The organism is Pseudomonas sp. HLG18 (assembly GCF_051903985.1).
GTDB lineage: Bacteria > Pseudomonadota > Gammaproteobacteria > Pseudomonadales > Pseudomonadaceae > Aquipseudomonas > Aquipseudomonas fluorescens_BT.
Window position 1 is genome coordinate 3,887,399 of sequence record NZ_CP195831.1, and the last position, 24,485, is coordinate 3,911,883.

General features: G+C 60.2%; 14 protein-coding genes and 1 pseudogene. 6 read left to right on the plus strand and 9 right to left on the minus strand.

Annotated features, from left to right (window positions below; genetic code table 11):
- Positions 1 to 134: 134 nt before the first annotated feature.
- A complete protein-coding gene (locus tag ACSPX5_RS17865) occupies positions 135 to 1,556 on the minus strand; it encodes an amino acid permease (RefSeq protein ID WP_207868221.1) in 1,422 nt (473 codons plus the stop codon).
- Positions 1,557 to 2,052: 496 nt separating this feature from the next.
- Here ACSPX5_RS17865 and ACSPX5_RS17870 point away from each other — a divergent pair, with 496 nt between their 5' ends.
- Both ACSPX5_RS17870 and ACSPX5_RS17875 read left to right on the plus strand, forming a co-directional pair.
- Positions 2,053 to 5,193: a transglycosylase domain-containing protein gene (locus tag ACSPX5_RS17870; protein ID WP_439820009.1), complete on the plus strand. Its 3,141-nt coding sequence runs from the start codon at positions 2,053 to 2,055 to the stop codon at positions 5,191 to 5,193.
- A gap of 211 nt (positions 5,194 to 5,404) precedes the next feature.
- A complete protein-coding gene (locus tag ACSPX5_RS17875) occupies positions 5,405 to 10,375 on the plus strand; it encodes an NEL-type E3 ubiquitin ligase domain-containing protein (RefSeq protein WP_439820010.1) in 4,971 nt (1,656 codons plus the stop codon).
- Positions 10,376 to 10,438: 63 nt separating this feature from the next.
- Here ACSPX5_RS17875 and ACSPX5_RS17880 read toward each other — a convergent pair whose 3' ends face one another.
- The 6 genes and pseudogenes from ACSPX5_RS17880 to ACSPX5_RS17905 form a co-directional block, all read right to left on the minus strand.
- Positions 10,439 to 11,701, minus strand: a complete 1,263-nt coding sequence (locus ACSPX5_RS17880; RefSeq protein ID WP_439820011.1) for a hypothetical protein — start codon at positions 11,699 to 11,701, stop codon at positions 10,439 to 10,441.
- 53 nt (positions 11,702 to 11,754) lie between these two features.
- Positions 11,755 to 12,258 (minus strand): CS1 type fimbrial major subunit, encoded by a 504-nt coding sequence (locus ACSPX5_RS17885; protein WP_169432696.1) that lies wholly within the window; start codon positions 12,256 to 12,258, stop codon positions 11,755 to 11,757.
- 57 nt (positions 12,259 to 12,315) lie between these two features.
- The gene (locus ACSPX5_RS17890) at positions 12,316 to 13,056 is read right to left on the minus strand and encodes a molecular chaperone (RefSeq protein ID WP_207868215.1); all 741 of its coding nucleotides are present in this window, start codon (positions 13,054 to 13,056) and stop codon (positions 12,316 to 12,318) included.
- 43 nt (positions 13,057 to 13,099) lie between these two features.
- Entirely contained in the window at positions 13,100 to 14,323 is a 1,224-nt protein-coding gene (locus tag ACSPX5_RS17895) for a hypothetical protein (protein ID WP_323160770.1), read from the minus strand.
- Between the two features lie 3 nt (positions 14,324 to 14,326).
- Positions 14,327 to 16,849 (minus strand): annotated as a pseudogene (locus ACSPX5_RS17900) (TcfC E-set like domain-containing protein).
- Between the two features lie 82 nt (positions 16,850 to 16,931).
- Positions 16,932 to 17,426: a CS1 type fimbrial major subunit gene (locus ACSPX5_RS17905; RefSeq protein ID WP_169431753.1), complete on the minus strand. Its 495-nt coding sequence runs from the start codon at positions 17,424 to 17,426 to the stop codon at positions 16,932 to 16,934.
- A gap of 504 nt (positions 17,427 to 17,930) precedes the next feature.
- Here ACSPX5_RS17905 and ACSPX5_RS17910 point away from each other — a divergent pair.
- Positions 17,931 to 18,506, plus strand: a complete 576-nt coding sequence (locus ACSPX5_RS17910; RefSeq protein WP_439820012.1) for a PadR family transcriptional regulator — start codon at positions 17,931 to 17,933, stop codon at positions 18,504 to 18,506.
- The gene (locus tag ACSPX5_RS17915; RefSeq protein ID WP_439820013.1) at positions 18,503 to 19,279 is read left to right on the plus strand and encodes a siderophore-interacting protein; all 777 of its coding nucleotides are present in this window, start codon (positions 18,503 to 18,505) and stop codon (positions 19,277 to 19,279) included. Before ACSPX5_RS17910 ends, ACSPX5_RS17915 begins: the two co-directional genes overlap by 4 nt.
- A gap of 15 nt (positions 19,280 to 19,294) precedes the next feature.
- On the opposite strand, the gene ACSPX5_RS17920 is transcribed toward ACSPX5_RS17915, so the two are convergent.
- Positions 19,295 to 19,933 (minus strand): Pr6Pr family membrane protein, encoded by a 639-nt coding sequence (locus ACSPX5_RS17920; protein WP_169431756.1) that lies wholly within the window; start codon positions 19,931 to 19,933, stop codon positions 19,295 to 19,297.
- Between the two features lies 1 nt (position 19,934).
- Positions 19,935 to 20,165 (minus strand): VF530 family DNA-binding protein, encoded by a 231-nt coding sequence (locus tag ACSPX5_RS17925; RefSeq protein WP_007956650.1) that lies wholly within the window; start codon positions 20,163 to 20,165, stop codon positions 19,935 to 19,937.
- Between the two features lie 300 nt (positions 20,166 to 20,465).
- Here ACSPX5_RS17925 and ACSPX5_RS17930 point away from each other — a divergent pair, with 300 nt between their 5' ends.
- Positions 20,466 to 21,827, plus strand: a complete 1,362-nt coding sequence (locus ACSPX5_RS17930; RefSeq protein ID WP_207868208.1) for a carbohydrate porin — start codon at positions 20,466 to 20,468, stop codon at positions 21,825 to 21,827.
- Between the two features lie 153 nt (positions 21,828 to 21,980).
- The gene (locus tag ACSPX5_RS17935) at positions 21,981 to 24,392 is read left to right on the plus strand and encodes a glucose/quinate/shikimate family membrane-bound PQQ-dependent dehydrogenase (RefSeq protein WP_207868206.1); all 2,412 of its coding nucleotides are present in this window, start codon (positions 21,981 to 21,983) and stop codon (positions 24,390 to 24,392) included.
- Positions 24,393 to 24,485: the final 93 nt, after the last annotated feature.

Genomic DNA, 24,485 nt, shown 5'->3' on the forward strand with positions numbered 1-24,485 from the left:
ACTGTCAGGAATTACAGGTTAGCGACCCTTTCAGACGAGCGGATAGGCATGTCCAGGCCGTTGAATATCTTTATCCCGGAAAAACAAAAGCCCCGGACTTTCGACCGGGGCTTTCGAGTTTCAGCGCTGACGAATTATGACACCGAACGCATCGCGCCCTGTGCCGAATCCTTCGGCTGCAGCTTGAACACGTAGAACAACACCGTCAGCAGCACCAGGAACGCCGGGCCCACATACAGCGCCACACGGGTATCCGGGAAGTACGCCATCAGCCCCACCACCAACACCAGGAACGCCAGCGCCAGATAGGAGCTGACCGGGAACAGCCACATTTTGTACTTCAGGCCGGCCCGTTCGCTGGCGCTCAGGCCTTTGCGGAATTTCAACTGCGCCAGCAGGATCATCACCCAGGTCCAGATTGCGCCGAAGGTGGCAATCGAGGTCACCCAGACGAAGACTTTTTCCGGAACCAGATAGTTGAGCAGCACGCCCAGCAACAGCGCGAAGATCGACAGCAGCAACGCCCGACGCGGCACGCCGTTGCTCGAGGTGCGAGCGAAACCGGCCGGCGCCTGGCCGTTCTGCGCCAGGCTGTAGAGCATGCGCCCGGTGCTGAAGATGCCGCCATTGCACGACGACAGCGCAGCGGTAATCACCACGAAGTTGATGATGCCGGCGGCGGTCTTGATGCCCAGACGCTCGAAGGTCATCACGAACGGACTGCCCTGGGTGCCGATTTCATTCCACGGGTAGATCGACAGGATCACGAACAGCGCGCCGACGTAGAACAGCAGGATCCGCCAGAACACCGAGCCGATCGCATTGGGGATGGTCTTCTGCGGGTTCTTCGCTTCACCGGCGGTCAGACCGATCATTTCCACACCCAGATAAGCGAACATCACCATCTGCAGCGACATCAACACGCCCGTCACGCCGTTGGGCATGAAGCCGCCGTGGGCCCACAGGTTGGAAATCCCCAGCGCCACACCGTCGTTGCCGAAACCGAAGGCGATGATGCCGATGCCGCCCAGCACCATGGCGATGATGGTGACGATTTTGATCAGGGCGAACCAGAACTCGAACTCACCGAAGGCCTTCACCGCGATCAGGTTGATCGAGCCCATGCTGACCAGCGCCGCCAGCGCCCAGATCCAGCGCGGGACATCGGGAAACCAGATGCCCATGTACACCGCCACCGCCGTGATCTCGGCGACGCAGGTCACCAGCCACAGGAACCAGTAGTTCCAGCCGGTCAGAAAACCCGCCAGCGGGCCGAGGTAATCCTGTGCGTAACGGCTGAAGGAACCGGCCACCGGGTTGTGTACGGCCATTTCGCCGAGGGCGCGCATGATCACCAGGATCGCCAGACCACCGATGATGTAAGACAGCATGATTGCCGGGCCGGCCATTTCGATGGCCTTGGCCGAACCGAGAAACAGACCGACACCGATACAGGCGCCGAGCGCCATCAGGCGAATGTGCCGTTCACCAAGTTCGCGTTTGAGTGGACCGCCGTTAGCGGTCTCGCCATGGGGCGGGTGATTGCCGACTGGCATGGGGGACTTCCTCGTCTTGTTATTGGATAGACCACCGAGTGTCGAAGCGTCGGCCGATAAGCCATGGCTTCCCGACACCGCGCCGGCCTCGTGGGCGGACGCGTCCTGCAGGTTCGGGCCTGAGGATCAGAGGGGCTGGCAGTATAAAAAGCTTCCCGCAGGAAATTTCACTCTAAAAACCGACATATTCAGCGACAAGCATCGTTATAAATCGGCCTTTCGAGACAAACACTCCTGAAAAAACCGGATTATTCACTGCCGAAATGGGCGCCGAGTATTGCACAGCAATGGTGCATCGTCATGCCCCTACCCAAGTCGTATTTACCCGAGAACCGCTCTGTTCCGCCCTTTTCCGGGACCTGCACACCCGTCGCTGCCGGATTGCCCGCCGCGCAGATTTGTTCAGGGTCCAGGCTTCACAATTTTTTCACCCGCGCCAACCACCGACTAAGCTTCAGTCAAGTCCGATCAATCTGCGTGAATGGATCAATCGACTATGGGCGCTTTGTGGCAAACCGATTCGAGTGAAAAAGTGGTTCCGACTGAACGTGTGGATGAAGCGCCTGTCCCTGAGAAACCCCGTCGCAACCGGCATGGGTGGAAGGCTTTCTGGCTGTTGCTGGTGATCATTGCGATTGTGGTGGGCCTGGCCGCGATGAAGGAAATGCGCACCTCGCGTTTTCAATCCCGCGAGGTCAGCCAGTACGCCGCCAAATTGACTTATGAGCTGCAACCGGGGCCCAGCGAAGCCATTCGTTATCCGGGCAACGGGCCTTTCGATCTGCGTCTGGGTTACAGCTCGCTGGATGAGTTTCTGCCTCGGCTGCTCAAGCGCAACTACGTGATCACCGAACAGACGCGCTTCTCGCCAGCGCTGCTCGGCTATACCGACAAGGGCCTGTTCGTGCCCTACTCCGAGAAAATCCAGGCCGGGCTGTCGATCACCGATTGCCGCGCCGCGCCGCTGTATCAGTACAACTATCCACAGCAGCTGTATTCGAGTTTCGAGTCGATCCCGCCGGTGGTGGTCAACAGCCTGCTGTTCATCGAAAACCGCTTTCTGCTCGACCCCCAACAACCGCTGGCCAACCCGGCAGTGGACTGGCCGCGCTTCGGCATGGCCGCGTGGTCGCAGGTCGCCAAGTTATTGCACTTGCCGGGACAGTCGGCCGGCGGCAGCACCCTGGCCACGCAACTGGAAAAGTATCGCCACTCGCCTGACGGACTGACGGTGAACGGCGCCGAGAAAATCCGCCAGATGATTTCCGCCAGCGTGCGAGCCTATCAGGCCGGCCCTGACACCTTGTCGGCACGGCGCAACATCATTCGTGATTACCTCAACAGCGTGCCGTTGTCAGCGGTGCCGGGGCATGGTGAAGTCCACGGCATGGCCGAAGGTTTGCGGGTCTGGTACGGCGCCGACTTCAACGAAGCCAACGCAAAACTGGCGAGCACCGCGACCGACCCGAAGACCATGGCCGACAAGGGCCTGGCCCTGCGCGAAATGCTCTCGCTGATGATCGCCCAGCGCCGCCCTTCGCATTACCTGACCAAGGGCCGGGAAGAGCTGGCCGACCTCACCGACAGCCATCTGCGGCTGCTCAAGCAGAACGGCGTGATCGACAACGCGCTGGCCGATGCCGCCCTGGCCAGCAAGGTCACTTACCGCGACTGGCAGACCCAGCCGACCATCCAGCCGATCGAGACCAACAAAGGCATCAGCGTCGCCCGCAGCCGGTTGGCCTCGATGCTCAATCGTCCGCTCTACGATCTCGACCGTCTCGACCTCTCGGCCACCAGCACTCTGCAAGGCGAGCTGCAAACCCAGGCCACCGCCTACCTGAAAAAACTCGCCGACCCCGCCTACGCCGCCGAAATCGGCCTGCTCGGCGAACGTCTGCTGACGCCCACCAGCACCACGCAAGTGCGCTACAGCTTCACACTGTTCGAACTGACACCGGACGGTTCGCGCGTGCGGGTGCAGACCGACAGCACCGACCAGCCGTTCGACATCAACGAGGGCAGCAAGCTGGAACTGGGCTCCACCGCCAAGATGCGGGTGCTGACCACCTACCTGCAAATCATCTCTGAGCTGCATGACAAGTACGGCGCCATGACCGTGCCGGAGCTGAAGAAAGTGGACGTACCGGATCAGGACCGCCTGACCCAGTGGGTGATCGATTACCTGATCCAGAACAAGGATCACGACCTGTCGAAGATGCTCGGCGCAGCCCTCGACCGCAAATATTCCGCCAGCCCCGGCGAGGCGTTTTTCACCGGCGGCGGGCTGCATGTGTTCCACAACTTTCGCAAGGAAGACAACGGCCGCATGCCGACCCTGCGCGATGCTCTGCGCGAGTCGATCAACCTGCCGTTCATTCGCCTGATGCGCGATCTGGTGCGCTACACCACCTACTCCGGCCCCAACAACAGCGCCGAGCTGCTCAAGGACGATCGCGACCCGCGGCGTCAGGAATACCTCGCCTCGTTCGCCGACCGCGAAGGCACTTCGTTCCTGCTCAAGTTCTGGAAGAAATACAAAAACAAGGACACCCAGGCCCGGCTCGATACCTTCCTCGACAGCATGCGCCCGACCCCGATCCGCATGGCCGCCGTGCACCGTTACCTGCTGCCCAACGCCAGTCAGGAAGACTTCAACACCTTTGTGCGCTCGCACCTCAAGGGCGTAAAAATTACCGAAAAACTCACCGACGAACGCCTGGAACGGCTCTATCTGGCCTACGGGCCCGGCACCTATGACCTGCCGGATCAGGGCTTCATCGCCAAGGTCCACCCGCTGGACCTGTGGCTGATCGGCTACCTGCTCAACCACCCGGACGCGACCTGGAGCCAGATCGTCAAGGCCAGTCAGTTCGAACGTCAGGAAGTCTACAGCTGGCTGTTCAAGAGCAAGCACAAGGGCGCCCGCGACAGCCGGATCCGCACCATGCTGGAAATCGAGGCGTTCCTCGACATCCATCAGCGCTGGCAGAAAGTCGGCTATCCGTTCGATCACCTGGTACCGTCGCTGGCCACCGCCATCGGCAGTTCCGGTGATCGTCCCGCCGCGCTGGCGGAGTTGATCGGCACCATCCTCAACGACGGTGTTCGCATGCCGACCTTGCGCATCGACAGCCTGCACTTCGCCGCTGGCACGCCTTACGAAACCAAACTGGTCAATGACCCTCACGTCGGCAAACGGGTGATGCCGTCCGAAGTCGCCACGGCGATGCGTGAAGCGCTTTCGCAAGTGGTGGACTCGGGGACGGCCAAACGTGTTTCCGGCAGTTTCAAACTGAACGATGGAACACCGCTGACCATGGGCGGCAAGACCGGTACCGGTGACAACCGCATCGAAGCCATCGGTTCCGGCGGACGCATTTTGAGCTCCAAGTCGATCAACCGTACGGCGACCTTCGTGTTCTACATCGGCGACCACCATTTCGGCACGCTCACCGCATTCGTGCCGGGGCGCTCGGCGGAGAACTTCAAGTTCACCTCGGCCCTGCCGGTGCAGGTGCTCAAGGGCATGGCGCCGATTCTGATGCCGTACTTGCAGCCGGGCAGTGATTCACAGTGCCTTGCACCGCACACACCTACTGTGGCATCCGCTTCATTTGAAGCCGATGCCGGGTAGTAGTTATGTGTTTTATGCATTTCAATATTCAATCATTAACGTATTAATCCGACACCGAGACAGCAGGCTTTTAAACTAATTAATCAGGACTTTGAACGTTAGGCTGAGAACTCTTTACTTATTCAAGGCCTGTACAATGACTGCAACATCCACATATAAAGGGCAACATTACGACTTAATTAAATCGCGGATCGATCCGGTATTCAGCGATATGCAGTTGCATCGTGCCCGAGCGCTGGCAAAGACATCGCCAAACCGTGAGTCGTGGATGATCGCGACGCCAGCAGCCAGGCTGGAACGCCTGTCCGACGATAACCGTCGCGCCTGGGGAGCGCAGAATCGCATCGACCGCCTGCTCGGCCGTCTCCAGGACATTTACGCCTTTGCCGAACCGCTGCTGAAAGCGAAGTTGCTTGAACAGTTCAATATCGACGTCGACGTCAGGAATACCTATGTAAGGCTTTACGCAGCAGCAACAACACCCTGGTATGCGATTGATATCGCCAAGGGTTCCAAAGCCCGTACCGTTTCAATGCTTGACGCTGCGTTGCAGAACTTCGCGCGCGATGAAACTTATCAACACTACTCAACATTCATTATAAAAACCGATGCTGTCCGTGACTTGTTCGATATCTCGCCAATTGGCAAGACCCTGAGTGTGAGTCAGTTTCAGGCATTGTGCCGGCAACTGGACATCGGAGCGCAGTACAGGGCCCATCTCGACACAATCCTGCTGAATCCGGAACCGGTTGCCGAAACCTATTTGCGGACAAGGGTCGAGCAAAGCCTGCAAGCCGCACTGAAGGCTGCCGCCCGCATGGCGCAGATCAAAAAGGACATTGGCCCCGGCGCCTATGCGCTGATTCGCGACCTGCTGCTGGGCCGGCAGAACCTGACGCTCGATGGTCAGGCCATGTGCGTGTGCGATCTGGGCATGATGGACCTGACCCTGACCGGGGTCGTGATCATCCGGCCCGATCCGGCGCAGGCGCAACACTCGCAGAAAATGATTGCCTACGTGCCGCACGACCCCGATCACCCGCTCAAGGAATATGCCTCCACACTGGCATTCATGGACGAGTTGACCCGCCAGTTGCGGGCAGACAGAACGTTGCCGTCTTCGGGTATCGGCTACCGGACGTTTTTCAGTCAGTTTGTCGACCACGAACAGCGCGGTCATTTTTTCGCCGGACTCGAACAGCGCCTGACCTTCGTCAAATGGTATGCGAAGGAACCGGGTGACGCCCGACCGTCCTGGCGGGAAACCCCGGTCGAGAAGCCTCAACTGCAATTCAGCGCCCCCCCGATCACAGCGCCTCTGTGGACTTATCTCTACCGACAACGGCTCAACAAAATCCTCAATGACGCACGCAGCATTGCCGTGTCGACTGCCGACGCCGACAACAACGCGCGCTGGGCCTGGTGGGAGAATTTCAAGAAGATCGCCTCGGACATCTTCAATGCCGCGCTACTGGTCCTGACGCCATTCGTTCCGGGACTGGGCGAACTGATGTTGGCCTATACCGCTTATCAACTGACCAGCGAAGTGGTTGAAGGCGTGGTCGACCTCACTCACGCCCACTGGGCCGACGCGGCGCAACACGTGGTCGGCGTGGTGACCGATGTGATTGAGCTCGCCGCATTGGGTGCCGGCCATGCCATCGGCAGTTCATTTCGCCTCAAGCTTTCCCCGTTTGTCGAGAACATGAAACCGGTTCAGTCGTTCGACGGCAAGACCCGGCTCTGGAACCCCGACCTGACACCTTACGAGCAACCGGCGCTGGCTCCGCCCGATACCTCCAGGCCAGATGTCCTGGGCTTGCATCACCATGCCGGAAAAACCGTTCTGCCCCTGGAGGGCAAGCATTACGAGGTGAAATACGATCGCAACAGCGGCCATCATCGCGTTCAGCACCCCGTTCGGCCGCAGGCCTATTCTCCGCAGTTGCGGCACAACGGCCAGGGGGCATGGACTCACGAAGCGGAAACCCCACAAGATTGGGAAGGGCCGACGCTGATGCAGCGCCTGGGGCATTCCGTGGCGGGATACACCCAGGCCGAGCAGGAGAACCTGCGCGCCATCAGTGGCACCCCACCTGCAGCCTTGCGCAGGATCCATGTGGAAAACACGTCCCCCCCACCGCTGCTGGCCGACACGGTGACGCGCTTCAATACCTGGGAGGAAGCGAAAAGCCTCAGTCAGCGGATTCGTACCGGCCAGCCGCTGGATCCGGCCTCGTACTGGTTCGAGCGCATGGCACCGGACCTGCCCGGCTGGCCCGCCGACAAAGCCTTGAAGGTCTTTGAGAACGGCGATACAAGCGGTGGCTTTCGCAAGTATGGAAATCCCCAGGCACCGGATGCTCAGACGCTTGGCATCAGTGTCTCGGACATGATGGCTGGCAGATTGCCGGAACGGTTGGCGGACTTCCTTGACGATGCCGACATGAAGTCTTTGCTGGGCGGCAACTACCCCAAGGCCGAACGGGCACAGGCCTTGCGCAACCAACTGGCCGATGCCGCGCAAAGGCGCATCCCGGAAATTTTCGACTACCAGTACCGGCTCAAGGATTACAACGGCGATGCGCGTATCCAGTTGCTGCAACGGCAGTACCCGTCATTGCCTTCCAGAGTCGCTGAAATCCTGCTGTCAAAGGCAACCCCCGACGAACAGAACGTGATGCTCGAAGAACATCGAATTCCCCTGCGCCTGAAGGATCAGGCACGGGAAAGCGCTTTCGAGGTGATGGCCGCACGCGCGGTCGAAGGCCTGCACGAGCCAGCGCTGCTGGGCCTGGACACCGAACGCCTCGTGCTCAACACCCTGAAAGTCCATACCCACACCTTCGCCGATTTGCGCATTGAGGTACGCGCCGGCACTTACGACGGCCCCTTGCGCTGCAGCGCCGGCGCCCCGGACGCAGCCCAACAGCGAATATTGATCAGGGACGAGTACGGCCGTTACGAGGTGCGCAACGGCGCGCACATTGAACGCAATAATCTGTACGAAGCCATTCTGTTGGCCCTGCCTTCCGAACTGCGCAACACACTGGGATATCGACCCGGGCAGGGAGAACGGTTCAGGCAATGGCTGATCGCCAAAACCGAGCCGCCGGCCGAACGTCGGACCCTGCTGGCCCAACCACCGATACGTCCAGTCGTACCGCTGGAAACCGGATTGTTGCTGCGCGGTGGCTGGCTGTCCAAAGGCGCTCGAACCGTGGAAGAGAAAGTGCAGAATCTCTATCCGCATTTCAATGAAGCGCAAGTCGCAGCGTTCACCCGGTCGCTGCAGCGCAACGGCGATCCCCACGCCGGGATCGAACGCCTTGAGCGCGAACTGAATAGCCTGAAACAGAAACTCGAACAATGGCGGCAGAGTTTTCTGAGCAGTTGGGACGCCGACAGTCCCGACACTAACCTGCCCAGGTCCTACTTCGACTATCTGCACAGGGGCGGTCGTGACATCGCCGATCGGCTGCTGGAATGTTTCGAGCGAAAGTCCGAGTTGTTCGGCGAGCGCTTCACCAGCCTGGAAAGTGGCTATGCGCTGGACCTCTCCAGCGGATACCTGTCTCGCGATCTCCAGCGCTGGTGGCGACAACTGCCGGACGGTTTGAAACCCTGGCTCGATCAGATCACCACCCTGAGTGTGGATGGATCGAGATTTTCCCCGGATGCAACCGGTTTGTTGAAAGACTTTCGCCATTTGCGGCAGTTCAGCGCCCGAAATTGCGGACTGCATGCCTTGCCCGATGGCGTCGGTCAGATGCGCCTGCTGGAAACCCTGCGTCTGAACAACAATCAGATCCGCCTGACGCCTGCGACGGTGGAGCAACTGCGCAATCTGACGCGCCTGGAAACCCTGCGCCTGGACAACAATCCACTGGGCCTGCCACCGGATATCGGACGGATGCCGAGACTCAAGGTGTTGAGTCTGGTCAACACACAGATCAGTGACTGGCCCGTGGGGCTGTTATTGAAAGCCCGGCCACGGGGGTTTTTCCTGGATCTGAGGTCAAATCCGATTACGCAGATGCCCCAGGTTGCTCCGGGGTCCGACAAGGCGTGGCTGATTGCGCGCACTCGCCTTCATGGAGAAAGGCTGTCGACTTCGGCGCGTGCAACCTTCGAGACCTACCGGACGTCAGTGGGGATATCCGCCCATGAAACTTACTCCACCGCCGCCGAAGACCTACTCCAGCAGTGGCCCATTTCCCTGGATACCTCGCTGGCGCAAGACAGCGCGGGCATCGGCGCCTATCGCGGCGAAGCGTGGCATGCGGTGGCCAGCGAGCCCGATTCAGACGGCTTTCTGAAAGTGCTGCAGGCCCTGACCCGCTCCGCCGATTATCTGGCCGGTGATAAGGCGCAGGATCAATTGACCGACCGGGTCTGGCGGATGATTGCCGCCATGGACATCGACACCCGATTGCGCGAAGACCTGTTTCTCATGTCAACCGATCCCGAAGGCTGCGAGGATGCCAGTGCCCAGTTGTTCAACAACATGGGCATACGGGTGCTGGCGTCCGAAGCCCGATTGTTCTCCACCAGTCACGCCGAGCTGGAGCGCAAACTGGTGACACTGGCCAAGGGCGCGGCACGCCTGAGACAAGTGAGCGAAATCGCCCGAGACGACATCAAGGCTCGCAACGGCGATCCCGATGAGGTCGAGGTTCACCTGGCCTACGAAACGGGGCTGGCCAAACGCCTGGATTTGCCCTGGCAGTCCGAAGCCATGAAATTTCGTCCGGTCGCCGGTGTCGACGACGAGACCATCGCCGAGGCCTACGACAGGATCATCGGCCAGGAGGCGGGCGACGGGCTGGTCAACCAAATGATCGAGCAACCGTTCTGGGGCCAATATTTGCGCGAAACCTGGCCGGGAGAACTCCTCGCCAACACCCGCGCTCATCAGGCAAAGGGCGACCTGCTGATCGATTTGCAGGCGGCCCAGCACGACTGGGTTGAAGCGGCGCACTTGCCACCGCAGCAACAGTACCTGCGCAGGCACGCACTCAGCGAGCTGGCGCGCCAATTGTCGATACCCGATCAAGAGGTGTTCACAGAAGAGAAGATGAGCGAGGAAACTTATTCTCGCTGGTTGGAGGCCATCGGTGATCAGGAGAAGGAACTGCCCAGAACGCTGACACGCGAGGCCATGGTTCGGGCGGGGATCTGATCCCACTCGACGGAGCCGTGAAGGCGTGGATCGATTGCCTTCACGGTACAGCGGTGGCCAGGCCTACACTTCCGAATCCCAGATCACGGTGACGTTGCCGGCATACCGCCTGGCCCGACCGGGCTGCAACATCTGCTCAAGATAGAACGCCGGTATTTCGAAGTGCAGCGTGCCGGGCGCCCGCTCCAGAAAATACCCCGGTTGAAAGACCGTGCCTTGCGCATCATCTGTCAGAGGACGGTGTTTGACCGGTTGGCCCGCCATGTCCGTGATGCCGTGGGGCAGGCTGACGCTCATGTAGACCTGGGGAAATGTCGAGCCGCTTTCGGTATCGCGCAGGGCACAGGCACCGATTCCGCCATGCTCGCACTCGAAGAACATCTTGAATTTCGAAGAGGCCGAAATGTTGAAGGTCTGATCCCGGAACAGGCGTGCCGGCCGGCGTCCTTCCTGCAGCCACGCCTGCCAGCCTCCCTGCGGCACCAGTTCGATCCTGTTGCCGCCGGGCGGCAGGGCGACCTTGAGCACATGCTGGACATCCAGGACAAAGCGAAAGGTCAGGCTCGAATTGTCCGGCAGCATGTTGTCGCCCATGTCAAAGTCGCCGCCCGGCGCGATGGAATAAATCAGTTCGCCCGTGTAAAGCCCCGACGACATGGCCAAAGGGTCGGGAGTACGCAACTCATAGCCCACGTCCAGATAGTCGTAGGACATCCACGGAATCGTGAAGGCGGCGCCCTTGCTGCAGGCCGACTCGTTCGGTGTCCGCCAGAAAAATGTGTAACTGTCAGGTCCCAGACTGGCCATCGCGCCGCTCTGACAGGCCCCCGGCGCCCCTCCCCATGAGCCTCCGATCCACAATCGGTTATGCCCTTCCTGATCACCGGATGCCCCCGTCAGATTGGCCGCGGTGTCACTCAGGACATACTGTGACCCGAGTGCGCCGATCCGGATCTCCATGGAATGCGACTCCCCTGTCACCACATTCGAGACATTCAGGCTTCGCCACTGCGCCGGTGCCTTGAGCGTCGCCCCGGCACGTGCCGGCGCGCCGGGCTCGATGGGATGGATGGCGGCAAAACGCAGGGGCAACCTGAGACCGGACAGGTTGTACGTCTTGCAATCGTTGACGTAGTCGGCGCAATAGCCGCTTTGCGGGGTCTGGTTGATGAACTGATTGTTGTGCGGATTGGCGGAATCGGGAACGAAGCTGGCTCGTATCTCCTGCGTGACCGCCTGCGCCGGAGACGAGAACACTCCGGCGAGCACTTGCATGAACAACCAACCTTTACCGAACGTCCTGACTGTTCCAAAGCTGAAATCCATTGACCCTTCCTTGCACTGAAAGCCGTGGTGAATTCATGGGGGGTGGTCTTCGGTCAGCCCGCCGGAGCTGCCGCGTTGAAAATGATATTGACGGTGCCGTAGTAATCCCCCGGTTTATAGCCTCCTGCCTGCTCCCTCGGTTCGATCTCCAGCGGCACACGCACCCCGGCCCTCGCGTCTTCGGCCGACACCACTTGCAACGGAACGGGATTGTGGGTGAGCTCCCTGCCGTTGAAAGTCACACGCAAGTTGATGTTTTCCCGAGAGTCCCGGCCATTGGTCAGGTACGGAAAGCCTTCCAGGCGCGCTTCTATGGCACTGCTGTCGTGTTTCACATCAAAGTTGCGCCGCAGTGTGCCCAGCGTCGAGGTGTTCACATTCCAGTGCAGCCGCTGCTCGCGATGTATCCAGTCCGGCTCGCTGGGAATGACATAGAAATTCAACGCAGGAATGTCCACCGAAACGAAGAATTCGATTTCCTCGCGCGCGGCAAACGTCCAGGCGCTCGTCAACGCCAGCCCGCTGGCCGATGTCAGAGCGATCCACTGTCTGATCATTTTCCGATACCCGTTACTTGCATGAATGAACGCGTTCGCGCACGCCGGCGAGCGCTGTCACCCGGCGACCCGCAGGTTTTTCTTTGCGTCGCCTTCGACGAGGATGAAGCGGTAATCACGCCCCGGCCGCTTTTCGAATTCAAATGACTTACCGGCCATGACATGGTGCTTGGTGGTCGGCTCGCAATCGGTCTCGTCGGTTTTCGAACAACTCTTGAACTCGTCGATCACGACCACTGTGTTGCCGTTGTTACGCACTTTGTAAGTGCCGGCACGGTCTTCGATCACACTGTCGAATCGCGCGTCGGCCGGACGCACGAAGAAGATCGTGCCGAACCCCGCCATCACGTTTACGCCGGCGGTCAGGGTCTTTTTGTAATCTTCCCGTTCTTCATGAGAGACCGCGAACTCGTCCTCCTTTTCCGGCACTACCGGTATGAAGCGCACCCGGAAATAACGCTCCCTGTCGCGCTCGCCCATGAACAGCAACCGGGTGCCCTGCATGCCCTGGGCCGGGATGATCAAACGGGCGGGGCTGGCCATCAGGCCATCCCGGGCACTGGCATCGGCCTGCACCTTGACCGGTACTTCGGAAGACGTGCCATCGGCGTTGTAAATGATTTCCAGCACATTGATCTTGACGAACGCCGTACTGTCGCCGCTGTTGTATACCCGTTTCAGATAGGTACTTTTATCGCCGGCCAGATAGTCGTAGACCACTCCGATATTGATGTTCGGGCCGGCGTAGGCACTTTGGAAAAGCAGACCTGCCACCAGCAGAGCAAGGAATTGTTTCATCAGCAGAACCTCGACTTGAATACAGCGACTCGACTAAAAGCGATCAGATTTCCGAATCCCAGACCACCACGACAGTACCGAGGTACTGGTTGCCCCTGTTGGCCTTGACGATTCGTTCGGTGTTGCGTTTATCGATTTCAAAATGCAGTACGCCAGACTTGCGATCCACGTAGTTGCGGGGTTGAAAAGTGACAGTGCCCCAGGCCTTCGGCAGCAGTGCCTGTCGCCTGACCGGCCCTCCGCTGGCATCGGTCAATCCATCGGGCAGGCTTACGCTCACATTGAATGGCGTGCCGAAGTCATTGCCTTCATTGACCAGAATGCAGGTCTCGAGTGATCCCTGACCGCACTCCAGGTACATCTTGAATCTGGAACTGGCGGATATGTGGAAGGTCTGGTCACTGAACAGCCGTTGCGGGACCTGCCCCGAATTCAACCAACGCTGCCACCCGCCTTCGGGCTGCAGCGTGATCCGGTTGCCACCCGGTGGCAGATCCACTTTCAGCGTGTGCTGCACATCCAGCACAAAATCCAGCGTCAGGCTGCCGTCATCCGCCCCCAGGAACGGTCCCATGGTGAAGTCGGCACTGCCTCGGCCGACACTGTAGGTCAGCGATCCGGTGTACAGCCCGGAAGACATGTTCAAGGGGTTCGGCGTGCGTAACTCATAGGCAATATCGAGGTATTCGAACGACATGTGCCCGACATCGAATGCGGCCGTCTTGATGCACATTCCTGGCTGGGGTGTTTTCCAGAAAAACTGGTAGGTGGTAGGACTGAAAAAGCCAACGCCGCTGTACTCGCAAGGCGGCGGTGCGTATACCCAGGAGTTGCCGGTCCACAACTTTCGATGCCCCTCGAGCACATCGGACTGCCCCGTCAGTTCGGTGACCGGTTTGCTCAGTTGGAACCTGGACCCGATACCACTGATGCGCACTTCAACGACGCTCGATTCCTGAGTCTCATGATTGGTCACATTCAACTGACGCCACTCGGAGGGCGCTTTTACCCACACGCCGTTATTGGCAAACAACGGGCTGACGGTGCTGAAACGAATCGGCACCTGAATACTGAACATGTTGTTATCCGCGCACTGAGCCGGATGGCTCGCGCAATAACCGCTGTTCGGCGTCTTGTTAATGAACACGTTTTTGTGGGGTTGCGACGAATCAGGCTGGAACAGTGCCCGGATTTCCTGACTCGCCGCCTGCACCCCCGACATGCCCAGCACCGCTGACAAGCCCAGCCAATATGCTGTTGTCTTCATGGTTCAGCCCGCCTTCTGATCAGTGAACGTGGCATCGGCGAGGGTGTCGGGGCTGCACCGCAGATCCCCGATCATCAGCACATTGTTTTCCACCCGCCCCTGTTCAGGATCGAGGCGGAACTGGCACAGCAATTGATCGGCGTAGCGAACTTCGAGGGTCGGTGAACCTGCATTCATCTCCATGGAGAAGAATCCATCCACTTCGCTCACTCCACGGCTGGCGTGATTGATGACGTGGTGCCCCTTGAGCGGACGCCCGTGGGGATCGAGCAGGCGGCCCAGCACGGTCAGGGTTTTCATCACACGTATCTTCCTGTACTCCACGCCGCCCTTGTTCAGGTGATAACGGGTGCGCGTCGGCTCGATGGACGCTGCCGGCACATCGTTGCCTTCGAAGTCGAAGCTCACAGAGCTGTTCTTGTAAGCCGTGAGGGGAATAAAGTTGCGACCCGGCCGCAAGGCCGCACTGCCACCGCTCAAGTCATCGGCGCGCAGGGCGATGCCGTCGATATCGGACTCGACATCCACGATCATTCCCGCCCCCCTCCCCTGATGCTGGCTGGTCATCACGATCTGCTGTGCGCCGATCGCTACCGTGCTGTCGAGGTTCAGGCCGCCGGTGTAATTACCGTTATAGGACGAGCGCTGGAGGAAACCATCGCCATTGATCGTGTCGGTGCTGAAATACGCCTGACCGTTCAAGCCGACTCCGTAGGTGTCGGTGATCACGGTACCCGCCACGCTTTGCAGTACGTGGTTTTCAAGGGTCTTGCGGTAACCGAGGGAGGCGTTGTTGTCGCGGCTGCCATCGCGGGCCGTGCGCGTGCCGATGCTGCCGGAAACCTGCTCGCCAGGGCCGCCCAGCGCCACGTTGAGACTCAGGTCAACGCCCCGGTTGCGCGCATCGCCGCTGCTAAAACTGCCGGGTCGATCAAACACGGACAACCGCCAGTTCGAATCACTGCCGAACACGGTGGTGCGTTGGGTCCAGCCCAGGTCGACGCCGACGCCCTCGACATTGCCTTCACTGTGAGACACTCGGGCGTTGAGCGAGCTGTTGCGGCTGATACGGTGATTGAGCGCCAGCGAAGAGTTGCTGGTCTGCCCGACGAACACATTGCGCTGACGAATGCGCGTGCCATCCGGCAAGGTGTCGTAAAGATCGGTGGTGTCCAGCCAGCTGCGGTTGTGGCTGATCACCAGGCTGCCGGCGCCGTAGTTGTACAGGCCCTGCAGGTCGAGGCCGGTGCCGTGGTCTTCGGTCTGGTAGAAGTTGGCGTACACACTGGTGCTGCTGGCCAGAGTCCAGTCGATAGAAGTGCCGTACTGCAGTTTTTCCCGAACCTGGCGCGCCGACATCCCGAGGATGACCCGTGGGTGCAGCAAGTAGTTGAGCGAAGCGCCGGCCGTGGCATCACCGCTGGCCTGCTTGTCCTAGTTGCTGAGCAACTTGGTCTCCTGACCGGCAAACAGGTTGTAGCGCCAGCGCTCATCGGGGTTGCGCCAGTTGTTCGGCTTGTAGACCAGCTCCTGGGTGGTCGAGGTGGTCTGGCCATCTTCGATCAGGCGCACCTCCACCTCATAAATGCCACCGGGCAATGGCCGGGTGTCCAGGGTCTGTAATCCGGCGGGCACCGACTGGGTATTGATCAGCAGTCCATCCCGGTAGATTTCCACCGATGCCTGACGGTTGACGGTGACGTAGATCGGGTAGACGCTGGGATTCTGCAAGTCGATCGCCAGGCTGTCGGAACTGCCGTACATCACGCCCACGGTGGTATCGGGGCTGGTGCCGAAAGAACGCGGCTGACGGGTCAGGCCTTCCGAAGTGGGCGTGAAATAGCCCAGCCGCAGAAAACGGCCTTGCAGTTCGCGCTGTGTGTGCAGCTCGTAGACGGCGTGGTAGAGCTGGTCGTCGGGGCCTCCGAGACGGGCCAGCTGCATGTTGAACGTCTGGCTCCAGTTGCCCAGGCTGCTGCTGGCTTCCAGACCGAACCGACCGCCCAGATCCTGCTCCTGGCCACCGTTCAGATTGAGTTGGTTGCGCACGATCAGACCGGTACTGCCTCGTTCCGGCTGCTCGTGAAAACGCTTGGCCTCGGTATCGCGCTCGGCATTTTCAGTCAGGATGGAAACCAAAGAGTTTTCCAGGTTGTAATGCACCGCCAGCATTTGCTCGGGGCATTGACCGGTGCAGGATCCAAGCGCTACGCCGGGCTTGAGGTAGCTCGCCCATTTTTCCCGTTCGGCGGCGCCGAAACGGTTTTCGCTGGTATCGGTAAATTCAAGCAAGGTGAGGCGGTCATCGCGAGACAACACGATCATCGCTTCACCCAGCGGCTGTTGGTCAAGCTCGACCCGGACGGCCAGAGGGACATCAAAAAAGTGCTCCTCGAAGTCTTTCGGCAAACCTTTGGCCTGCGCGAGCAAACTACGCGGTGTCGTACCGGCAAGTTCGGGGGCCGCTACTGCGCCAACACAAAACAACAACGCAAGCGCAGCCGCGATGGGGGTCATCGGGAACATGAACACGGACTCTGATTGCGAACGGAAAAAGTCCGGCTGACAGGCATTCGCCTCAGTCAGCCGGCTTTTGTTACTTCACGGGTTAGAGCGCGCCGCCGATCGGAGGAACCGCGTCGAACATCATGGTGACCGCGCCGGTGTAATCCCCCGGAGTGAAGTCGGTGCCGGAAGCGGTAATGCGCAACGGCGCACGATAGTTCACATCGGACTCGGCTTCGCCCACGACCATTTGCGGAGTCTGGGTCAGCACCTTGCCGTTGAATTCGACTTTCAGATCGATAGCGCTCGAACCGCCGATCAGTTTCGGCACACCTTCGAGGGAACCGTGAACCGAACCGTTGTTGTTGCGCACATCGAAGAAGCCTTCCACCGGTTTCATGGTGCCGGTGATCGGGCTGAAGCTCATGTCCTGATCCTTGTTGACCAGATCAGCATCCGTCGGCACCACATAGAAACCATTGGTCGGCACATGTGCCACCAGGCTGATGGAGTGACGTGCCTCACCGGCGGCGAAGACCACGGAAGAGCTCAAAGCCAGAACAGCCAGCGGAGCAGCGAAAGCGATTTTCTTGAACATCGGTCATTACCTGTTTTCTTTTAAAGGATCGAAGCGTTGAACGTTCAAGTCATTCAAGCCAACAAGGGCTTTATTGATCCTGAGTTTCAACGCCGGGGCATGATCGACTGTTCACTCCGGAATGTAAGCAGGCAACTTCCCACAAGCTTGTAGTTAAAACAGCTCATAGCCAGAAAGAAAAAACGCAATATTTTCAACATTCAAAACAATAGCTGTAAGTTATACCCTACCTACAGTTTCAGACAAAAAACCATACAGCATTTTCAACTAACCAATGCGGGGATAATTGCACTTTCTAGAGCATCTACTCAACCACTTGTAGAGTTTAAACTTTAACTTTTTAGTCATTGATACAAATATTTCGTGGTGTTTCCGAATGGGGGAAATGCGCCTCCAGGTCTGCTCGCCGCTCGTCAGTGCGAACGCGCGCTCGGTAAAAAACCGCTTGCCCACACCAAAAGATATATCTTAAGTTGTATCTAAATACGACGAGAGAAGACTGAAATGAGAGACCATCATTCCCCCCACCGCGACCACGGTGACAGCCGTGACGGCTTTGAAAAACGCCATGGCCGAGAGCGCGGCGGTCGCGGCCCGCGGGTATTCGCCCCCGGCGATCTGAAATTGCTGTTGCTGGCGCTGATCGCTGAACAGCCGTGCCACGGCTATGACCTGATCCGCCAGATCGAAACCATGTTCGACGGCGCCTACAGCCCCAGCCCCGGCGTGATCTACCCGACCCTGACGTTTCTCGAAGAAAGCGAAATGGTCACCGGCGATGCCGAGGGCGGCAAAAAGCGCTACAGCGTCACCGAAGCCGGCCGCCAGTCCCTCGGCGAGCAAGCTGTGGCGCTGGACGGCGTGCGCATGCGCATCGACGTCAGCAAGCGCTCATTGCGCGGCCACGACCGGCCGCCGGAAATCCATGAAGCGGTGCACAACCTGCGCCACGCCCTGCAAATGCACCACGGGCGCTGGAGCCCGGAAGAAATCCTGCGAGTGCGCGACCTGCTCAACGACACCGCCAGAGCCATCGTCGACGGCCCCGCCGTTCAATCTGCCCCGGAGAAAGCCGAATGACTGAAGTCCAGACCCAAGGCATCCACCGTGTGATGCATGAAATCAAACGCCGCCGACTCGAGGTGTTGCGAGTGGTCGACCTGACCCCGCGCATGCGCCGCATCACCCTCGGCGGGCCGGAACTGGCAGGCTTCGTCAGCCTCGGTACCGACGATCACGTCAAACTGCTGTTCCCGCAGAACGCCGAACAGGCCGCCGCGCTGGAAACCCTGGTGCTGGGTGCCGGCAAGAGCGACGTGCCGATGCGCGACTACACCCCGCGCCGCTACGACCTCGACAAGCTTGAGCTGGACATCGACTTCGTCCTGCACGGCGACGGCCCTGCCTCGACCTGGGCTGAACAGGCGAAACCGGGGCAGTTCCTGCACATCGGCGGTCCGCGAGGCTCGATGATCGTGCCGGACATCTTCGACAGTTACCTGCTGATCGGCGACGAGACCGCCCTGCCCGCCATCGCCCGCCGCCTCGAAGGCCTGGCGGCCAATCGCAAGGCGCTGGTGGTGGTCGAAGTGGAAAACGGCAAGGAACAGCAAATCCTGGAAAGCGCGGCTCAGGTCAACGTGATCTGGGTCTTGCGCGAGGGGGGCAAAGACAATCTGCTGGCCACCGTCAAACAATTGCAGGTGCCCAAGGGCAATCTGTATGCGTGGGTGGCGACGGAAACCAAAGTCTCGCGGCAGATCCGCCGGGTGCTGCTCGATGAGCACGGGCTGGATGAGCAGTTCGTCAAAGCCGTCGGTTACTGGCGTGCCGAAGGCTCCGAGCAAGAGTGACTAAAAGTGGCGGCGCTATTGGCGCCGCCCTTGCCAACGGTCGATGCCCATCACCAGCAACGCCACCAGCACAAACCCCGCCAGAATCCCCCCGGCATTGACGAACACCTGTGGATACCCCAGCAGCGCCACGTCAATGAACGGATAAGCGTAAGCCCCCAGCAGATGCCCGCGCAGCAGCGCGTAGGCGAAGTACACCAGTGGATAAATCAGCCACAGCGGCAGATGCTTCAGACGCAGGGTGCCCTTCGGCACGCACAGCCACCAATAGGCCAGGAACACCAGCGGCATCACGTCGTGGAGCAATTCGTCAGCGATAAACTGCCAGCCCTGCGGGTGCCACAGATGCCGCAGCAGAATGCTGTAGGCCAGGCCCACCACGGCAATGCTCACGGCAATCGCGCTGCTGACCCAGGGTTGCAGAAACCAGCGCCGTGCAGCGGATTCGCGATCGGTCACCGCGCAGGTCAGCACCACGGCCACCAACGTGTTGGTGATCACGGTGAAGTAACTGAAGAAACTCACCAGCCCGCCCAGCAGACTGGCGCCGACGCTCAGGCGTGCGAAGAAAATCAGGTACAGCTGAATCCCCAGCCCGGCCCAGCCCAATACCGCGGCCGAAGTGATCAGGCGTCGCCGCCATACGGCGTTCATCTCAGAGCGGACGCTTGGTGCGCATCAGCTTCACGTACAGGCGTTCGACCTTTTCCCGCGCCCATGGCGTCTTGCGCAAAAAGGTCAGGCTCGACTTGATGGTCGGATCGCTCTTGAAGCAACGAATGTCGATGCGCTCGGCCAGCCCCGACCATTCGTAATGGGTCACCAGTGCATTGAGGATCTGTTCGAGGGTCACGCCGTGCAGCGGATCGGGGTTATGGTCGTTCATGCCGGGCCTTTGGGCGAAGTGAAAATGCAGAAGCCGCGCACCTTAGCCGAGGGCATGGGCGGGTGGAAGGCCTTGGGTTAAATGTAGGCCAACCGGAGAAGATCGCAGCCTGCGCCAACGCCCGCAATGCGCTGTATTGCCGCACTGTTACCGAATCCGAAAGGGTTCATGTCTGCAAAAGCACTTTGTGTTTTTGTAACGGGACATTATCCTGCCGCCCTTCTGCTGAACCGCTTCACTGCCTGCGTCAAATCGTAGCGGCCAGCTTATCCCCCAAAAAGATCAAGAAAGACCCTATTCATGCCCGATTTTCCGTTCTCCCGAGACAGCGCTATCTCCACGCTGCGCCTGCTCGGCGGCTGCACCGCTCTTGGCCTCGCCACCTGCACCCAGGCCGCCCCGGCCTTCGACAGTGAATCCCCGTGGATGCTCGGTGACTGGAACGGCACCCGCAGCGAACTCGCGGCAAAAGGTATCGACTTCAAGCTCGACTACACCGGCGAGATGGGCAGCAATCTGCACGGCGGCTACGATCACGACCGCACCGCGCGTTACAGCGATCAATGGGGCCTCGGCACGCATCTGGACCTGCAAAAACTGCTGGGCTGGAACGATGCCGAATTCCAGCTGACCGTGACCAAACGCAGTGGCAACAACATCAGCAACGACCGCATCAACGACCCGCGCGTCGGCGGTTTCACTTCCGCCCAGGAAGTCTGGGGTCGTGGCCAGACCACGCGCCTGACGCAGATGTGGTACCAGCAGAAATTCTTTGATCAGAAGCTCGACATCAAGGTCGGCCGCTTCGGCGAAGGTGAAGACTTCAACAGCTTCCCGTGCGACTTCCAGAACCTGGCGTTCTGCGGCTCGCAGGTCGGCAACTGGGTCGGCGGCATCTGGTACAACTGGCCGGTCAGCCAATGGGCGCTGCGCGTCAAATATCACCTGACGCCAGAGTTGTACGCGCAAATCGGCGCCTACGAGCAGAACCCGTCGAACCTTGACCGCGGCAACGGCTTCAAGCTCAGCGGCAGCGGCACCCAGGGCGCGATCCTGCCGATCGAACTGGTGTGGAAACCGAAGCTCAACGGCCTGCCGGGCGAATACCGCGCCGGTTACTACTACAGCAACGCCAAGGCCACCGACGCCTATAAAGACAGCAACGGCCAGCCGGCGGCCCTGAGCGGCGAGGCCTATCGCAGCGCTTCGAGCAAACACGGCGTGTGGCTCGGTGTGCAGCAGCAGATCACCAGCGTCGCCAGCGACAATTCCCGCGGCTTGAGCGTGTTTGCCAACGGCACGATGCACGACAAGAAGACCAACGCCATCGACAACTACGTCCAGGCCGGCGTGGTCTACAAAGGCCTGTTCGACGCCCGCGCAAAAGACGACATCGGTTTCGCCCTGGCCCGCGTCCACGTCAACCCGGCCTACCGCAAGAACGCCGAAGCGACCAACCAGGCCCGTGCCGTCTATGACTACGACGATCCGTCCTTCCTGCCACCGCAGGACACCGAATACAGCGCTGAACTCTATTACGGCGTGCACGTCACGAACTGGCTGACCGTGCGCCCGAACCTGCAATACATCCGCCATCCGGGCGGTGTGGACAAGGTCGATGACGCGCTGATCGGCGGGATCAAGATTCAGTCGTCGTTCTAATCCCATGCAGGACTGAGCCGCCTCCAGGCGACTCAGTCCTGCACAGGAAATTCGATAGCTACACAAGTTTTTATCTGAACCATGCCCGCGCCCAATCGTCATCTACAGTGACTACAGCGCGGGACTACTTGAAACGTCACGGAGAACCACACTATGAGCACCGAAAGTGCTTCGAGTCGAGGCCGTCTGCTTCCGAGCCTGCTCGGCATTCTGCTTCTACTGATGGGCCTGGCCATGCTGGCCGGGGGAATCAAGCTGAGCACGCTCGGCGGCTCGCTGTACTACCTGCTGGCCGGTATCGGCATCACGCTGACCGGCATTCTGCTGCTGATGCGCCGTCGCGCGGCACTGGGCCTGTACGCCATCGTGCTGTTTGCCAGCACCGTCTGGGCGCTGTGGGAAGTCGGTCTGGACTGGTGGCAACTGGTGCCGCGTCTGGCGCTGTGGTTCGTCCTCGGCTTCGTGATGCTGCTGCCATGGTTCCGTCGTCCGCTGCTGCTCGCAGGCCCGGCGCCGATGGGCACCGGCGGCCTGACCGTGGCCGTGATTCTGGCCGGCGTCACCGCCCTGGCCAGCCTGTTCACCCACCCGGGCGAAACCTTTGGCGAACTGGGTCGCGACACCGCCGACACCACCAGCACCGCCCCGCAAATGCCGGACGGCGACTGGCAGGCCTATGGCCGCACCGAATTCGGTGACCGTTACTCGCCACTCAAGCAGATCACTCCGGCCAACGTCGGCAAGCTGCAAGAAGCCTGGCGCATCCAGACCGGCGATCTGCCGACTGCTGATGACCCGGTGGAGCTGACCAACGAAAACACCCCGCTCAAAGCCAACGGCATGCTCTACGCCTGCACCGCCCACAGCAAAGTGCTGGCGCTGGACCCGGACACCGGCAAGGAACTGTGGCGCTTCGACCCGCAGATCAAGAGCCCGGTCGGCTTCAAGGGCTTCGCCCACATGACCTGCCGTGGCGTGTCGTACTACGACGAAGCCGCTTACGCCAAGTCTGAAAACGCTGCGTCCGCCGTCATCTCCGAGGCCGGCAAAGCCGTCGCCCAGGCGTGCCCGCGTCGCCTGTACCTGCCAACCGCCGATGCTCGCCTGATCGCACTGAACGCCGACACCGGCAAAATCTGCGAAGGCTTCGGCAACAAAGGCGTGGTCGATCTGACCCAAGGCATCGGCCCGTTCACCCCGGGTGGCTACTACTCCACCTCGCCAGCCGCGATCACTCGCGATCTGGTGATCATGGGCGGTCACGTTACCGATAACGAATCGACCAACGAGCCGTCCGGCGTGATCCGCGCCTACGACGTGCGCGACGGTCATCTGGTATGGAACTGGGACAGCAACAACCCGGACGCCACCGAACCCTTGGCTCCAGGCCAGACCTACAGCCGCAACTCGGCCAACATGTGGTCGCTGGCCAGCGTCGATGAAAAACTCGGCATGGTCTTCCTGCCACTGGGCAACCAGACACCGGACCAATGGGGCGCCGACCGCACTCCAGGCGCCGAGAAATTCAGCGCCGGCATCGTCGCGCTGGACCTGGCCACCGGTAAAGTGCGCTGGAACTACCAGTTCACCCACCACGACCTGTGGGACATGGACGTCGGCAGCCAGCCAACCCTGCTGGACATGAAAACCGCCGACGGCATCAAACCTGCGCTGATCGCCCCGACCAAACAGGGCAGCCTGTACGTCCTCGACCGTCGCGACGGCACGCCGATCATCCCGATCCGCGAGATCCCGGTTCCGCAAGGCGCCGTGAAAGGCGACCACACCGCACCGACCCAGGCCCGTTCGGACCTGAACCTGCTGGCCCCGGAACTGACCGAAAAAGCCATGTGGGGCGCCAGCCCGTTCGACCAGATGCTGTGCCGCATCCAGTTCAAGGAACTGCGCTACGAAGGCCAATACACGCCTCCGTCGGAACAGGGCAGCCTGATCTATCCGGGTAACGTCGGCGTGTTCAACTGGGGCGGCGTCTCGGTCGACCCGGTTCGCCAGATGCTGTTCACCAGCCCGAACTACATGGCCTTCGTCTCGAAAATGGTGCCTCGCGAAAAAGTCGCGGCCGGCAGCAAACGCGAGAGCGAAACCGCTGGCGTGCAACCGAACACCGGCGCGCCATACGCGGTGATCATGCACCCGTTCATGTCGCCACTGGGCGTACCTTGCCAGGCCCCGGCCTGGGGCTACGTCGCCGGTATCGACCTGACCACCGGCAAAGTCGTCTGGAAACGCAAAAACGGCACCAGCCGCGACAGCTCGCCAATCCCGATCGGCTTCACCCTGGGCGTGCCAAGCATGGGCGGCTCGATCGTGACTGCCGGCGGCGTCGGCTTCCTCAGCGGCACCCTGGACCAGTACCTGCGCGCCTACGACGTGAACACGGGTAAAGAGCTGTGGAAATCGCGTCTGCCTGCGGGTGGTCAAGCGACTCCGATGACCTACACCGGCAAGGACGGCAAGCAATACGTCCTGCTCGTGGTGGGTGGTCACGGCTCGCTGGGCACCAAGATGGGTGACTATGTGATTGCTTACAAACTGCCGGAATAAGTTGTAACGGCAGTAAGAAAGAAGGCGACGCCCTGTGAGGGGCGTCGCCTTTTTTTGTGGGCTGCGTTTTCCTACACGGGATGTGTATGTCCT

Bases quoted from the DNA above. Each gene is read 5' to 3' on its own strand.
- ACSPX5_RS17865 (WP_207868221.1), bottom strand. From the start codon at position 1,556: ATGCCAGTCGGCAATCACCCGCCCCATGGCGAGACCGCTAACGGCGGT.
- ACSPX5_RS17870 (WP_439820009.1), top strand. From the start codon at position 2,053: ATGGGCGCTTTGTGGCAAACCGATTCGAGTGAAAAAGTGGTTCCGACT.
- ACSPX5_RS17875 (WP_439820010.1), top strand. From the start codon at position 5,405: ATGCAGTTGCATCGTGCCCGAGCGCTGGCAAAGACATCGCCAAACCGT.
- ACSPX5_RS17880 (WP_439820011.1), bottom strand. From the start codon at position 11,701: ATGGATTTCAGCTTTGGAACAGTCAGGACGTTCGGTAAAGGTTGGTTG.
- ACSPX5_RS17885 (WP_169432696.1), bottom strand. From the start codon at position 12,258: ATGATCAGACAGTGGATCGCTCTGACATCGGCCAGCGGGCTGGCGTTG.
- ACSPX5_RS17890 (WP_207868215.1), bottom strand. From the start codon at position 13,056: ATGAAACAATTCCTTGCTCTGCTGGTGGCAGGTCTGCTTTTCCAAAGT.
- ACSPX5_RS17895 (WP_323160770.1), bottom strand. From the start codon at position 14,323: ATGAAGACAACAGCATATTGGCTGGGCTTGTCAGCGGTGCTGGGCATG.
- ACSPX5_RS17905 (WP_169431753.1), bottom strand. From the start codon at position 17,426: ATGTTCAAGAAAATCGCTTTCGCTGCTCCGCTGGCTGTTCTGGCTTTG.
- ACSPX5_RS17910 (WP_439820012.1), top strand. From the start codon at position 17,931: ATGAGAGACCATCATTCCCCCCACCGCGACCACGGTGACAGCCGTGAC.
- ACSPX5_RS17915 (WP_439820013.1), top strand. From the start codon at position 18,503: ATGACTGAAGTCCAGACCCAAGGCATCCACCGTGTGATGCATGAAATC.
- ACSPX5_RS17920 (WP_169431756.1), bottom strand. From the start codon at position 19,933: ATGAACGCCGTATGGCGGCGACGCCTGATCACTTCGGCCGCGGTATTG.
- ACSPX5_RS17925 (WP_007956650.1), bottom strand. From the start codon at position 20,165: ATGAACGACCATAACCCCGATCCGCTGCACGGCGTGACCCTCGAACAG.
- ACSPX5_RS17930 (WP_207868208.1), top strand. From the start codon at position 20,466: ATGCCCGATTTTCCGTTCTCCCGAGACAGCGCTATCTCCACGCTGCGC.
- ACSPX5_RS17935 (WP_207868206.1), top strand. From the start codon at position 21,981: ATGAGCACCGAAAGTGCTTCGAGTCGAGGCCGTCTGCTTCCGAGCCTG.